Source organism: Flavobacterium sp. (assembly GCF_027484205.1).
Lineage (GTDB): Bacteria > Bacteroidota > Bacteroidia > Flavobacteriales > Flavobacteriaceae > Flavobacterium.
On sequence record NZ_JAIXUB010000024.1, the window covers coordinates 51,352 to 65,348 of the forward strand.

At 31.9% G+C, this 13,997-nt stretch carries 14 protein-coding genes; 5 read left to right on the forward strand and 9 right to left on the reverse strand.

The window, feature by feature from the left end:
* Nucleotides 1-7: 7 nt before the first annotated feature.
* The 9 genes from Q0049_RS11135 to Q0049_RS11175 form a co-directional block, all read right to left on the reverse strand.
* Nucleotides 8-448: a hypothetical protein gene (locus Q0049_RS11135; RefSeq protein WP_298119707.1), complete on the reverse strand. Its 441-nt coding sequence runs from the start codon at nucleotides 446-448 to the stop codon at nucleotides 8-10.
* Nucleotides 445-807, reverse strand: a complete 363-nt coding sequence (locus tag Q0049_RS11140) for a hypothetical protein (RefSeq protein ID WP_298119709.1) — start codon at nucleotides 805-807, stop codon at nucleotides 445-447. Before Q0049_RS11140 ends, Q0049_RS11135 begins: the two co-directional genes overlap by 4 nt.
* On the reverse strand, nucleotides 804-1,514 hold the full coding sequence (locus tag Q0049_RS11145) for a DUF2071 domain-containing protein (RefSeq protein ID WP_298119711.1): 711 nt from the start codon (nucleotides 1,512-1,514) through the stop codon (nucleotides 804-806). The genes Q0049_RS11140 and Q0049_RS11145 overlap by 4 nt, the downstream gene beginning before the upstream one ends.
* Nucleotides 1,515-1,911: 397 nt before the next feature.
* Nucleotides 1,912-2,415 (reverse strand): MarR family transcriptional regulator, encoded by a 504-nt coding sequence (locus Q0049_RS11150; RefSeq protein ID WP_298119712.1) that lies wholly within the window; start codon nucleotides 2,413-2,415, stop codon nucleotides 1,912-1,914.
* 108 nt (nucleotides 2,416-2,523) lie between these two features.
* Nucleotides 2,524-3,195, reverse strand: a complete 672-nt coding sequence (locus Q0049_RS11155) for an ElyC/SanA/YdcF family protein (protein WP_298119714.1) — start codon at nucleotides 3,193-3,195, stop codon at nucleotides 2,524-2,526.
* 11 nt (nucleotides 3,196-3,206) lie between these two features.
* A complete protein-coding gene (locus Q0049_RS11160) occupies nucleotides 3,207-5,231 on the reverse strand; it encodes a M3 family metallopeptidase (RefSeq protein ID WP_298119716.1) in 2,025 nt (674 codons plus the stop codon).
* A 63-nt stretch (nucleotides 5,232-5,294) separates the two neighbouring features.
* The gene (purE, locus tag Q0049_RS11165; protein ID WP_298119717.1) at nucleotides 5,295-5,780 is read right to left on the reverse strand and encodes a 5-(carboxyamino)imidazole ribonucleotide mutase; all 486 of its coding nucleotides are present in this window, start codon (nucleotides 5,778-5,780) and stop codon (nucleotides 5,295-5,297) included.
* 73 nt (nucleotides 5,781-5,853) lie between these two features.
* Nucleotides 5,854-7,014, reverse strand: a complete 1,161-nt coding sequence (locus tag Q0049_RS11170; RefSeq protein ID WP_298119719.1) for a 5-(carboxyamino)imidazole ribonucleotide synthase — start codon at nucleotides 7,012-7,014, stop codon at nucleotides 5,854-5,856.
* A gap of 90 nt (nucleotides 7,015-7,104) precedes the next feature.
* On the reverse strand, nucleotides 7,105-7,638 hold the full coding sequence (locus tag Q0049_RS11175) for a hypothetical protein (protein ID WP_298119721.1): 534 nt from the start codon (nucleotides 7,636-7,638) through the stop codon (nucleotides 7,105-7,107).
* A gap of 173 nt (nucleotides 7,639-7,811) precedes the next feature.
* On the opposite strand from Q0049_RS11175, the gene hpt reads away from it, so the two are divergent.
* From hpt to Q0049_RS11200, 5 genes are all read left to right on the forward strand, one after another.
* Complete coding sequence (hpt, locus tag Q0049_RS11180) at nucleotides 7,812-8,342, forward strand: hypoxanthine phosphoribosyltransferase (RefSeq protein WP_298119722.1); 531 nt, start codon at nucleotides 7,812-7,814, stop codon at nucleotides 8,340-8,342.
* A gap of 62 nt (nucleotides 8,343-8,404) precedes the next feature.
* Nucleotides 8,405-8,977 carry an adenylate kinase gene (locus tag Q0049_RS11185; RefSeq protein ID WP_298119723.1) on the forward strand — a complete coding sequence of 191 codons (573 nt, stop codon included), beginning with the start codon at nucleotides 8,405-8,407 and terminating at the stop codon, nucleotides 8,975-8,977.
* 120 nt (nucleotides 8,978-9,097) lie between these two features.
* Nucleotides 9,098-10,378: a hemolysin family protein gene (locus Q0049_RS11190; protein WP_298119724.1), complete on the forward strand. Its 1,281-nt coding sequence runs from the start codon at nucleotides 9,098-9,100 to the stop codon at nucleotides 10,376-10,378.
* Nucleotides 10,379-10,562: 184 nt separating this feature from the next.
* A complete protein-coding gene (gene obgE / locus Q0049_RS11195) occupies nucleotides 10,563-11,597 on the forward strand; it encodes a GTPase ObgE (protein WP_298119726.1) in 1,035 nt (344 codons plus the stop codon).
* 240 nt (nucleotides 11,598-11,837) lie between these two features.
* Entirely contained in the window at nucleotides 11,838-13,988 is a 2,151-nt protein-coding gene (locus tag Q0049_RS11200) for a S46 family peptidase (RefSeq protein ID WP_298119728.1), read from the forward strand.
* Nucleotides 13,989-13,997: the final 9 nt, after the last annotated feature.

The following is a 13,997-nucleotide window of genomic DNA, read 5'->3' on the forward strand; positions in this document are numbered from 1 at the left end:
TAATATTTTACAATTTATAATATCCAATTAAATTATGAATAAAAAGTAGTGTATTCACAACAGCAAAAAGAACAAAAAGTGTATTCATAAAATAACTTCCAATTTTAAATAATTTCCTTTTCGGAATGTCATACATTGGATAATAGGCAATTTGTGTAGCAACTTTTCCAACCCAATATGCAGCAATTAATCCAGTTAGTGCAACTGCTAATGCTGATTGTTCTTTTAATTCATTTGTAAATAGAATGGCTATCAATCCAAAAGAAAAGTTCAATCCTTGAATATATCTTCCGTAAGTTTTAGCAATTTCTTGATTTAAAGGTTTGAGTTGTTTTACATCATTATACCAATCAAAAACTTGATGACGGATGTAAGGATAAATCAAAGCAGTAAATATTTGACCAATACCACTTGTGATGATTAGCCAATTTGGGATAATGAAGTTCATAAGTTTATTTTTTTAAGTTCGTATTCGCTTGTGATTTTTCTCATAATTATAAAAAAATATATTGCAATTGCCATTGGAAAGAATACCATTAAAGTAAATTCAATATAGTCGTTACTTGATTGATAATGATAGTGTTCTAAATAGAATGAATAGAGTTCTGTTAGCGTAAGAATCCAATATATTGTAAGGTGTTTTTTTGCATAATTTGATTTCAGATAAACATTATAACTGAGAATAATTGCAGATATCACTTGAATAATCCCAAGCGGAATTTGTGCTAACATCCCAAGATATACTGTTGTAAATAAAATTAATGTAGTATAAAATGCAATATTGTTTATTCTTCTTAAAGTTTTCATCGTATCGTTTTTTTACCTTCAATCGTGATTTTTGAACCTATTGCTAGAAATTCAGATGTTGGTTTTAATTCTTGTAAAAACTTAAAATTCTTGCCGTAAATGCTTTCAAAATCAACATCAATCTTTGATTCAATTACTTTTAGTTGTTCCCACCTTGGATGCGAAACAGCATATTCAATGGATTTATTTTTATTGTAATTGGTATAACCAAAATAATGTTCAGTGATGAATTCGGCTTCTGAATTTATTTCAATTGGAATAGCATTTTTTTCTGTTGTCATTGCAATCGAATTCCATTTAGCATCTTTAAACCATTCGTATTTAAAAGATTTTGATGTTTCGTTTTCAGTTCTTGAATGTCGCATTTTCATGGTTTGATAATGCTCATTATATAAGGTATTGGCGACAATTGAAATAGCATGTTTTGGAACAATTTCTTTCACGAAAACAACGCCTCGTTTCCAAATTCCGTTTTCAAATCTTTTTACATAGAATCGTAAATTAACTTCCTCAAAATTTATATGAAACGGAACTTTGATACCTAAAACTTTTACGTTTTCAAACATAAATCCAATTAAACTGATGTAACATTTACCGTTCCATAAGTCGAGTTCGGTACCTTTCGGAACATGATTTTCTAAGATTTTCGGATCGATTTTGTAGTTGAACATTGCTAAATCGTTCCATTCTGCGGTTAAGAAGCTCATACTTTTATAATATTAAATTTAGAATTAGAAAAGCTACAATAGTTTACATATAAATTGTAAAATGCTATGAGAAGACACATATAAAAAATGTCTTTTATGAAAAACTTAAAAAATAAGACTACAATAAACCAATAAATTATTAGAAGAATAAGCAGTAGTCTATTATTTGCAAGAGCATAAAATGTTAAAATAAAAGATGTGAAAACCTGAAAAAATCCAAGGAGAACTAAAAATCCAACACTATCAATATCATAGTTAATTACATTATCAATGAATACTCCTATCAAAGCTACAATTGTAAGAATTAAGTTGAGGTAAAATGCAAACTGTTTCATGGTTATCTATTATTTTAAACTTTCAGAAAAAAATGAAAGTTTTGATTAAATTTTTTTTACTCTTATTTCATAATTTTAACAACTAGTTTTGCTAACCAATTGTCTTTGTATTCGGTCATTTTGTCTAGCATATTATCAGCTTTTAGAACAAAGTCATACAATTTAGATGTTTGATCAACAAAATGTTTTTCTTCAGCTGTATTGTCTGATGTTATTGAGGAAACTTCTTTTAAAACTTTCAGTGCAGGTTTGATTTCTCTTTTGCTTCGTTCTCTTGAAATTTTTACGGCTAGTTCATCTAAATCTTTTTCAGCTGTGAAAAACTCACGTCGTTCACCAGCTTTGTATTCTTTGTAAACTATTCCCCAATCCATTAATGCTCTTAAATTCATAGAAGCATTTCCACGAGAAATTTGTAGTTCTTCCATAATGTCTTCCATCGAAACTGCTTCGTGAGAAACCATCAATAGCGCATGAATTTGTGCCATGGTTTTGTTAATTCCCCATTGACTACCCAGTGCACCCCAAGTTTGAACGAATTTATTTTTTGCTTCTTTGAATTCCATTTTGATGGTTATTTCATTTTGATAGGACAAAGATATATAAAAGTTTTTAAAGTTTCAAAAAAAAATGAAAGTTTGTTTTGAAAAAGAAACCGAAGTGCTAAACTTCGGTTATCTTTTATCGTCTTTTGAATAATTTGAACTTCCATTAATATTGATTTCTGTTCCTAAAAAGCGAGGTTTTCGATTTCTAATTATGTCACTTACAGATTTACAAATTGAAAAATATTCTCTCAAACACACATAATTATAATTTCTGTATTCACCTTCATTTGCAGAAAATCCAATAGATTCTATACCAAGATTATTTCCAATATATATAGCTCTATTCAAATGATATTCTTGAGTAATTAATATTGCCTTATCAATTTTAAAGATATTTTTTGCACGATACATTGTTGAATACGTATCAAATCCTGCATAATCAATGTAGATTTTTGTAGTATCAATTCCTTTTTCAAAACAGTAAGTTTTCATAACGGTTAATTCGTCATGTGCATCGTTTCCGTTATCTCCTGAAAGTAAAATTTTATTAATTTTTTTAGATTCGAATAACTTTATTCCTGCGTCTAATCGGTCTTTTAGATACTTACTGGGTTTATTTCCATTGATGCCTGCGCCAAATATAATTCCAACATTTGTTGTAGGAATATCATTTTCGGAAGAAAAAATTAGTGAGTTAGTTTTAGATTTTACATAAAAGTTAATTCCAAAAATTAGGATTAGTCCAATAATTGAAATATGAAGTAGTTTCTTAAAATGTTTTTTAATGAAATTTTTCAAATTAAATAATTTTATATCAAACCAGCACGTTTCAGCAATGCATCTGCTTTCGGTTCTTGACCTCTAAAACGTTTATACAATTCCATAGGTAATTCTGTTCCACCTTTTGAAAGTACGTTATCTTTAAATTTAGTAGCCACTTCTTTATTGAAAATACCTTTTTCTTGAAAATAAGCAAACGCATCAGCATCTAAAACTTCGGCCCATTTGTAACTGTAATATCCAGATGAATAACCGCCTTGAAAAATATGTGAGAACGATGTACTCATACAATTTTCTTCCACATCAGGATATAAACTTGTGCCTTCCATAGCTTGTTTTTCAAAAGCTTTTACATCAGCAATAGTTTGTGATTTTCCATGATACGTCATGTCTAATATTCCAAAACTCAATTGGCGTAAAGTTGCCATTCCTTCTAAAAAGCTTGCACTTTCTTTGATTTTTTCTACATATTCTTGCGGAATGATTTCTCCAGTTTCATAATGTTTTGCAAACAAAGCCAAAGCTTCTGGCTCGTAACACCAGTTTTCCATCACTTGACTTGGCAATTCCACAAAATCCCAATAAACCGAAGTTCCAGATAAACTTGGATAAGTCGTGTTGGCTAACATTCCGTGTAACGCGTGACCAAATTCATGAAACAAAGTTGTTACTTCATTGAAGGTTAGGAGTGAAGGTTTCGTTTCTGTTGGTGGTGTGAAATTGCAAACGATAGAAACGTGAGGTCTTTCATTGATTCCATTTTTAACCGCTTGCGATTTATAAGATGTCATCCAAGCGCCGTTTCGTTTTCCTTTTCTTGGGAAAAAATCGGAGTAGAAAATCGCAACTAAATTGTTGTTTTCATCCAAAACTTCAAAGGTTTGCACATCTTCGTGGTATTTATCAATATCAAATACTTCTTTGAATGTGATTCCGTATAATTTTTCAGCAATAGTAAATGCTCCATTTTGCACATTTTCCAATTTGAAATATGGTTTTAAAATCTCATCATCAAAGTTGAATAATTTTTGTTTCAATTTTTCAGAATAATAAGCGCCATCCCATTTTTCTAGTTGGTCAATTCCGTCTAATTCTTTTGCGAAAGCAGTTAGTTGAGCAAATTCTTTTTTGGAAGCTGGTTTTGCTTTTTCTAATAAATCATTCAAAAAAGAAAGTACTTTTTCAGGATTTTGAGCCATTCGTTCTTCCAAAACAAAATCAGAATGCGATTTATATCCTAATAAATTAGCACGTTTATGACGTAATTCTACAATGCGTTTTACGTTTTCTTTGTTGTCAAATTCGTTATCTTGAAATGATTTTTTTCCAGCAGCAATGGCGATTTCTTTACGTAACTCACGATTTTCAACATAAGTAACAAAAGGTAAATAACTTGGAAAATCTAAAGTGAAAACCCAACCTTCTAAATTTTTAGATTTTGCCAAACTTGCAGCCATTTCTTTAGCACCATCGGGCAAACCTTTTAAGTCAGCTTCGTTTGTAATATGTAATTGATAGTTGTTGGTTTCAGCCAAAACATTTTCGCCATAAGTCAGTTTAAGTTTGGCTAATTCGGTATCAATTTCACGTAATTTTAATTTGTCTTCTTCATTCAATAAAGCTCCATTTCTTGAAAATCCTTTGAATTTTTTATCTAGTAAAGTGGCTTGTTCTGTAGTTAAAGTCAAATTGTCTTTTTGATCGTAAACGGCTTTAACTCGTTTAAATAAATCTTCATTTAAAGCAATATCATTACTAAATTCAGTCAATAAAGGAGAAACTTCTTGAGCTATTTTTTGCATTTCGTCACAAGTTTCTGCCGAATTCAAATTGAAGAAAATCGATGACAATCTATCTAAATTTTCACCAGAAAAATCTAAAGCAACAATAGTATTTTCAAATGTTGGAGCTTCAGAATTTTTAATTATGGCATCAATTTCGGCTTTTGCTTGCGCGATATTTTCGATAAAAGCAGGTTTGTAATCCTCAAGTTTTATTTGCGAAAAAGGTGCGGTGTTGTGTTTGGTGTTGAATGTTGAGGTAAGTGTTTTCATTTTTATATTACGATTAACCCTGTCAGAGTTTTGAACTCTGTCAGGGTTTAAATTAGTATAGTTTTATTTTTTCAATTCAGATGCGGCTTTATTCACAGCTTCTTTCAAACTTTCTTTGTAGAAAATGATTTTGTCTAATACACATTTATCATGACTTCCGATGATTTGTGCAGCAAGAATTCCGGCATTTTTTGCACCGTTTAGTGCTACAGTTGCAACAGGAACGCCACCAGGCATTTGCAAAATAGACAAAACAGAATCCCAACCATCGATAGAATTACTCGATTTTACTGGAACACCAATTACAGGCAATGGCGACATGGATGCAACCATTCCAGGTAAATGAGCCGCACCACCAGCACCAGCAATAATTACTGAAATTCCGCGAGTATGAGCATTTTTACTAAAATCAAATAATTTTTCAGGTGTTCTGTGTGCCGAAACGATATCAACCTCAGTTTCGATGTCAAATCCTTTTAAGATGTCGATGGCTTCTTGCATTACCGGCATATCCGAAATGCTTCCCATTATGATGGCTACTTTGCTCATGATTTATTTTTTTTGACCACAGATTTCACAAATTAACACAGATTTAATTTGTGCTAATTCGTGAAATTTGTGTTTAGTTAATTTGACTAATCACTCTAATTGAATTCTTAACTTCTTCCGCAATTTTTCGCGCTTCAACCATATTTTCATTTACGATCGTAACGTGTCCCATTTTTCGGAAAGGTCTTGTTTCTCTTTTACCGTAAATGTGAGGAGTAACACCATCAATCGCCATGATTTTTTCAATATTTTCATAAACTACTTGACCTGAAAATCCTTCTTCACCGACCAAATTTACCATAATTCCGGCAACTTTACTATCTGTAGTTCCTAAAGGTAAATCTAAAATGGCACGTAAATGATTTTCAAATTGCGAAGTATAACTCGCTTCTATCGAGTAATGTCCAGAATTGTGTGGTCTTGGCGCGACTTCGTTTACGAAAATTTCATCGTTCTCTGTTTGAAACATTTCGACCGCTAATAATCCAACATGATCAAAAGCTTCTGAAACTTTTAATGCAATTTCAGTAGCTTTTTTAGCCACTTTTTCGTCAATTCGTGCAGGACAAATTACATATTCTACTTGATTGGCTTCTGGATGGAATTCCATTTCCACCACAGGATAGGTTTTGACTTCGCCAGAAACAGAGCGCGCCACAATAACTGCCAACTCATTTTTAAACGGAACCATTTGCTCTGCAATGCATTCCACTTCGGGCAAATTGATTAAATCTATTGTAGAACGAACTATTTTTACACCATTCCCATCATAACCAAATTGGGCACATTTCCAAACAAAAGGAAATTCTAATTCGTCTTTTTCTAACGATTTTCTCAAATCATTCAAATCTACAAAGCGTTGATGAGGTGAAGTTGGAATATTATTTTCAACATAAAAATCTTTTTGACGACCTTTATTTTGAATCAAACGCAATGTTTTTGGTGATGGAAATATAGGTAATCCTTCTGATTCTAATGTATCTAAAGCATCAAGGTTTACGTTTTCGATTTCGATGGTTAACAAATTCACCATTTTTCCAAATTGATAAACGGTGTCATAATCCATCAAACTTCCTTTGTAAAAAGCATTGCAACTGTATCTTGCTGGCGCTTCTTCGCTTGGTTCTAAAACCAAAGTTTGTATATCGAATTTTCTAGTTTCGGTCAAAAGCATTTTGCCTAATTGTCCGCCACCGAGAATTCCTAATTTAAAATCGGATGAGAAATAATTCATTACGTCGTAGTTATTGTTTTTAATGGTCTCATGCAGTCGCTTCGCTCGAGTCATTTTAGTTGTGTTTGCGCAAAGATAAACATTTGAAAATTATTTTAATCGTTTCAAAATATCTTTCACCGCCGATTTATAAGCAGGAGTTTGGTGACTACAATCTCTTTGAAGTAACACTTTTAATTCCTCATTTACCCAAGTGTGTTTTTTGCCAAGGTTGTATAATGTTCGCATGGTATATGCTGCATTTGCTGCTTTGTTGGATTCAATCAACCAATCCAAACAAGTTTCAATTATCTTTTCTTCTTGATTTTCTGTCAGAGTATATTTTTTTGAATTGTACAGAAATAAACAAATTTTAGAAATCGAACGAATAGCCGAATCATTTTTATAATGAGGTAACGTTTCGCAAAAATCTTCTAAAAAAGGTAAAAATAAATCCATTTTTTCTTCACATATCAATTCTAAAATCCAACACGCTTTATGATGATTTTTATCCTTAATATTAAATGCAATTTCTAATAAACACTTTAAATAATCTGGATAGGCAAAGATGAAATCTTTATTATCATCTCTGCTTTTTCGATGGGCAGTGCTTTTAGCGATTTGATTGTAATATTCTGAATTCATTTTGTAAATGAAGTTGTTTGAACTTTTTTGATTGAAGCGAAAATACAATTTTGTAGCGAATTGAAAAAGCTCAAACGACTTCACTATATTAAATTAGCAAAAAAGTCAAAATACTTGTTATTAAATAGTTATTAGTTCGTAAATTTGCTCCTTTATTTTTTAAAACAACACAAATGATACATCTTCACGATAAAACTTTCGAGCCATTTATTTCTTCAGAAGAAATTGATTTTGCAATTGCAAATATGGCCAAACAAATGGACGACGATTTTTTTGAAGAAGTTCCAGTTTTTGTTGGGATTTTGAATGGGTCATTTATGGTAATGTCCGATTTGATGAAGCATTATAGAGGAATGTGTGAAGTGAGTTTTATGAAAATGGCTTCGTATGAAGGAACACAATCTACAAACGACGTTAAACAACTAATCGGAATCAATGAAAACCTTGAAGGAAGAACTGTTGTAATTGTTGAAGATATTGTTGATACAGGAAATACAATTGAAGAATTGAAAGCAATTTTTAAAGAAAAAGGAGTAAAGCATTTAAAAATTGCAACTTTATTTTTCAAACCAGAAGCATATAAAAAAGATATTAAAATCGATTATGTAGGTATTAGAATTCCAAATAAATTCATCGTTGGATATGGTTTAGACTACGACGGATTAGGAAGAAACCTAGCAGACGTATACCAACTAGCACAATAGTTTTAGGTCAAAAACTTTAAACTTTTAAACAACATTAAACAATTTTAAACTAAAAATTAAAAATGATCAACATCGTTCTTTTCGGAAAACCAGGTGCAGGAAAAGGCACACAAGCTGAATTTTTAAAAGAAAAATACAATTTAACGCATCTTTCAACAGGAGATATTTTTAGATTCAACATCAAAAATGATACTGATTTAGGAAAATTAGCCAAAACATTTATGGATAAAGGCGATTTAGTTCCAGATGAAGTAACTATCAAAATGTTGCAAAGCGAAGTAGATAAAAACCCACATTCTGCAGGATTTTTATTTGATGGTTTCCCAAGAACTTTAGCGCAAGCAGAAGCTTTAGATAACTTTTTGGAGTCTAAAGAACAAAGCATTACAGCAACGGTTGCACTTGAAGCAGATGATAATATTCTTGTAGCTCGTTTGTTAGAAAGAGGAAAAACATCAGGACGACCAGACGATCAAGACGAAGAGAAAATCAGAAATCGTTACGACGAATACAATCAAAAAACAGCACCTTTGATGGATTATTACAAATCTCAAGGAAAATTTCATGCTGTAAATGGTATCGGAACCATCTTAGAAGTTAACGAACGATTGAATCAAATTTTCGATAAATTATAGTCTAAAGAATTGGCTTGGAGATAAATTTCGGGCATTCAATTTTTTTTCAGATATTTGCACTCACAAAAGGAGCTATTTCCGATAATAGGGATTTATGCTCTTTTTTTGTAATTTTAAACTATGGAAATTTTAATAATACTTTTTCTAATCATTTTAAATGGTGTTTTTTCAATGTCAGAAATCGCATTAATTTCGGCACGTAAAAACAGATTAGAAACCGCTGCAAAAAAAGGAAATGCCAATGCTAAAGCGGCTTTAGATTTGGCAAATTCACCAAACGAATTTTTATCAACAGTTCAAATTGGAATCACATTAATCGGAATTCTTACCGGTATTTATTCAGGTGATAAAATTACAACTGATGTTCAAAATTTTGTAGCATCATTTGAAACATTAAAACCTTATGCCAATTCAATTGCTGTTGGAATTGTAGTAGTAACTTTAACTTTTTTCTCATTAGTTTTAGGAGAATTATTACCAAAGCGAATCGGATTAAATTATCCAGAATCAATTGCAAAAGCCGTTGCCGTTCCAATGAAAATTGTTTCTAAAGTTACTATGCCTTTTATTTGGTTACTGACAACGTCAACAGATTTTTTACTGAAAGTATTGCAAATAAAACCAACTGCCGACGGAAAAGTGACCGAAGAAGAAATTAAAGCAATTATAAAAGAAGGTACTGAAGGCGGAGAAATTCAAGAAATCGAACACGATATTGTGGAACGAGTTTTTCACATTGGCGATAGAAAAGTAAATTCGTTGATGACACATAGAAATTCTATTGTTTATTTGTCTTACGAAGATTCTGTTCAAGAAATAAAAGACAAAGTTCTTGATGAATTGCACTCATTCTATCCAGTTTGCGAAGACAATCTTGACGATGTTGAAGGAATTGTTCTTCTAAAAGATTTATTTGTAAGTTTTGAAAAAGGAGGCGATTTCGACTTGAAGAAAATCACTAAAGAACCAGTTTACTTTATCGAACATACATCGGCATACAAAGCCTTGGAAAATTTTAAAATATCTAAAGTTCATTATGCATTAGTAACTGATGAACACGGAGTTTTCCAAGGAATTATTACCTTAAATGATATTCTAGAAGCACTAGTTGGTGATGCTGCCGATTTCTATGAAGATGAATTTAAGATCGTTGCTCGCGAAGACGGAAGTTGGTTAGTTGACGGACATTATTCGTTGCACGATTTCCTAACTTATTTCGATATGGACGATCTAATTGGCGATTACGATGTAACAACCGTAAGCGGATTAATTGTAACCGAATTAGGAATCATTCCAAAACAAGGACAAAAACTAATTTGGAACAAACTAGAATTTGAAGTGTTAGATATGGATGGCGTTAAAATTGACAAAGTTCTTGTAACAAATATTAAAGATAATTAGGAGCGAATGGCTCGGGCATTTTAGCAAACCATAATCCTGCTTTTCGTTACAATCTTTTTTTACAAAAAAGATTTTCTCTACAATCAGGGCTAGATTGCAAACCATTTACATAAATAATAGTTTTAGTTAGAAGTTTAGTTAAACAACTTTAAACTTTTAAACCTTAAACTTTAAACAAAAAACAATGACAGAAGGAAATTTTGTAGACTACGTAAAAATATATGTTACTTCCGGAAAAGGAGGAAAAGGTTCTACGCATTTACATAGAGAAAAATTTATTGAAAAAGGCGGTCCAGATGGTGGTGATGGTGGTCGTGGTGGACACGTTTATATAAAAGGAAACAAAAATCTTTGGACATTATTCCATTTGAAATTTGTAAAACACATGCGAGCTGGTCATGGTGGCGATGGAGGAAGTTCAAGAAGTACAGGTCACGATGGAGAGGATAAATACGTTGAAGTGCCACTTGGAACTGTTGTAAAAGATATTGAAACAGGAGAAATACTTTTTGAAATTACAGAACACGGCGAAGAACGAATTCTAGCTCAAGGAGGAAAAGGAGGTTTAGGAAATTGGCATTTTAGAAGTTCAACTAATCAAACACCAAGATATTCGCAACCCGGAATGCCATCAACTGAATTGGATGTTATTCTTGAATTAAAAGTTCTTGCCGATGTTGGTTTAGTAGGTTTTCCAAATGCAGGAAAATCAACATTACTTTCAGTTTTAACTTCTGCTAAACCTAAAATTGCAGATTATCCGTTTACAACATTAAAACCTAATTTAGGAATTGTTGCTTATAGAGAATTTCAATCGTTTGTAATTGCAGATATTCCTGGAATTATTGAAGGTGCAGCCGAAGGAAAAGGATTAGGGCATTATTTCTTGCGTCATATTGAAAGAAATTCAACACTATTGTTTTTAGTTCCAGCTGATGCTGACGATATCAAAAAAGAATATGAAATTCTATTAGACGAGTTACGTCGTTATAATCCAGAAATGTTAGATAAAGATAGACTTTTAGTAATCTCAAAATGCGATATGCTCGATGATGAATTAAAAGCTGAAATGAAGCAACATTTGGATAAATCTAAACTCGGAATTCCTTACATGTTTATTTCATCAGTTGCACAACAAGGTTTGACAGAATTAAAAGACAAACTTTGGGAAATGCTAAATGTAGAAGACGATAAACCAGAAAACAGTCATGGTTTGTAAGATAATTTAAAATAAAGTAAAGCTTCGATATTTTCGAGGCTTTTTTTGTGTTTTAATTTCCTAAAGTAAAGTTAAAATTAACTTATTAATTAAGGTTTTCAACCATAAAATTTAAATAATCCTCAAAAAATCGTAATTTCGCAACACTAAAATTTTGCAATATTCAATTTAAAGTGTAACAAATTACATTTTAAATAGACTATTAGCTAACAAACAATTAACCTTTTTATATTTTCAATTATGAAGAAAATTTTATTATCCTTAATTGCTGCCATTATGCTTGTTCCAACAAGTGTTAAAGCTGACGAAGGAATGTGGTTTTTAATGTTCATCGAACGTTTAAATCACCGCGATATGCAAAAAATGGGCTTGCAATTGACAGCCGAAGAAATTTACAGCATCAACAATCATAGTTTGAAAGATGCTATCGTACAATTCAATGGAGGTTGTACTGCTGAAATCATCTCTAAAGATGGTTTAGTATTAACAAATCACCACTGCGGTTATGATGCTATTGCAGAATTATCGACAGCTGAAAAAAATTATTTAAAAGATGGTTATTGGGCTGCAGATAGAAAAGCAGAAATTAAACCATCTAGTTTGTATGTTCGTTTCTTTGTTAGAATGGATGATTGTACAAAAAGAATTTTAGCAGTTGTAAATCCTTCTATGAGTGAAGCTGATAGAGAAAAAGCGATTAATGCTGAAATTGCTAAAATTGAAAAAGAAAACAACGAAGGCGGAAAATATACAGTTTCTGTTCGTCCATTTTTTCAAGGGAATGAATACTACTATTTTGTTTACCAAGATTATAAAGACGTTCGTTTAGTTGGAACTCCTCCAGAAAGTTTAGGAAAATTTGGTGGTGATACAGACAACTGGGAATGGCCACGTCACACAGCAGATTTCTCAATGTTTAGAGTTTATGCAAACGCTGATGGTTCTCCAGCAGAATATTCTGAAAATAATGTTCCATTAAAACCAAAACATTACTTACCTGTTAATTTAGGTGGAGTTAAAGAAAATGACTTTGCTATGATTCTTGGATATCCTGGAAGAACGAACCGTTGGATGCCAGCAGCTGGAATTGAGCAAAATGTAAAATTTGCTTATCCGGCATGGGTTGAAGGAGCAAAAACTGGAATGGATGGAATGAAAAAATACATGAATCAAAGTGATGCTTTGAATCTTGTATATGCTTCAAAATATGCTTCAACAGCTAATTATTGGAAAAACCGTCAAGGAATGATTGATGCTTTGTCTAAATTTGGAACAGCAAAATCTAAAGCAGCACAAGAAGCTAAGTTTGATAAATGGGCTAATAAACCAGCCAATAAAGCGAAATACGGAAATGTAGTTTCAACTATTAATAAGTATTATGCTATGACGAATGAAAAATCACGTCATGATAACTACTTACAACAATTATTCAGAACATCCTCTTTTGGAACAATCGGAAGAAGTTTAGGAAGACAATTAGACGGTTATGTAAAAGCTGATGCTGCTAAACGAGCAACAATGGCACCTCAAATTATTGAGATGGCAACAGAAATGTTCAAAGAATTACACATTCCTGCAGAGAAAGATATTCTTGCTGCTCAATTGAGAACATACGCAACTAAATCAACAGGTTATGAAATTGCGCCGATGGTAAAACAAATAGGTGATGCTAACAACAATGATTTTGCTAAATATGTAAATGCGGCTTTCGATTTAAGTATTCTTACTTCTGTTGATAGAATTAAAGCTTTCTTAGATTTGCCAAGTGAAGCTATGCTTACAAACGATCCTTTATATGCTTTATCAAATGATATGGTTACTCATTTCGGAAAAAGAACAGATGAATTAGCTAAAGCTCAAAACGATTATGCTGCTTCATTCCGTTTATTGGTAGAAGGTTTAAGAGAATCTAAAATTGGAGCAATTAAATATCCAGATGCTAACTCTACTCTACGTTTAACATATGGAAAAGTTCGTTCACTTCCTGCTGACAAAAGAAATGATGCTGTTGTAAACAACTATACAACACTTGCAGGACAAGTTAAAAAATACAAAAAAGGAGATCAAGAATTTGATTTACCAGCACGTGTTTTAGAAATGAATAAAAACAAAGATTTCGGTCGTTATGCTGATAAAGACGGTTCGCTTCACGTGAATTTCTTAACAGACAATGATATTACAGGAGGAAACTCAGGTTCACCAGTTCTTAACGGAAAAGGAGAATTAATCGGTCTTGCATTCGACGGAAACATCGAAGCAATGGCAGGTGACGTAATTTTTGACAACAAATTACAAAGAACAATTAACGTAGATATTCGTTATGTTCTTTGGGTTATCGAAAATTTCTCAGGTGCAAAACACATTGTTGACGAAATGACTTTGGTAAAATAAAAACATTTT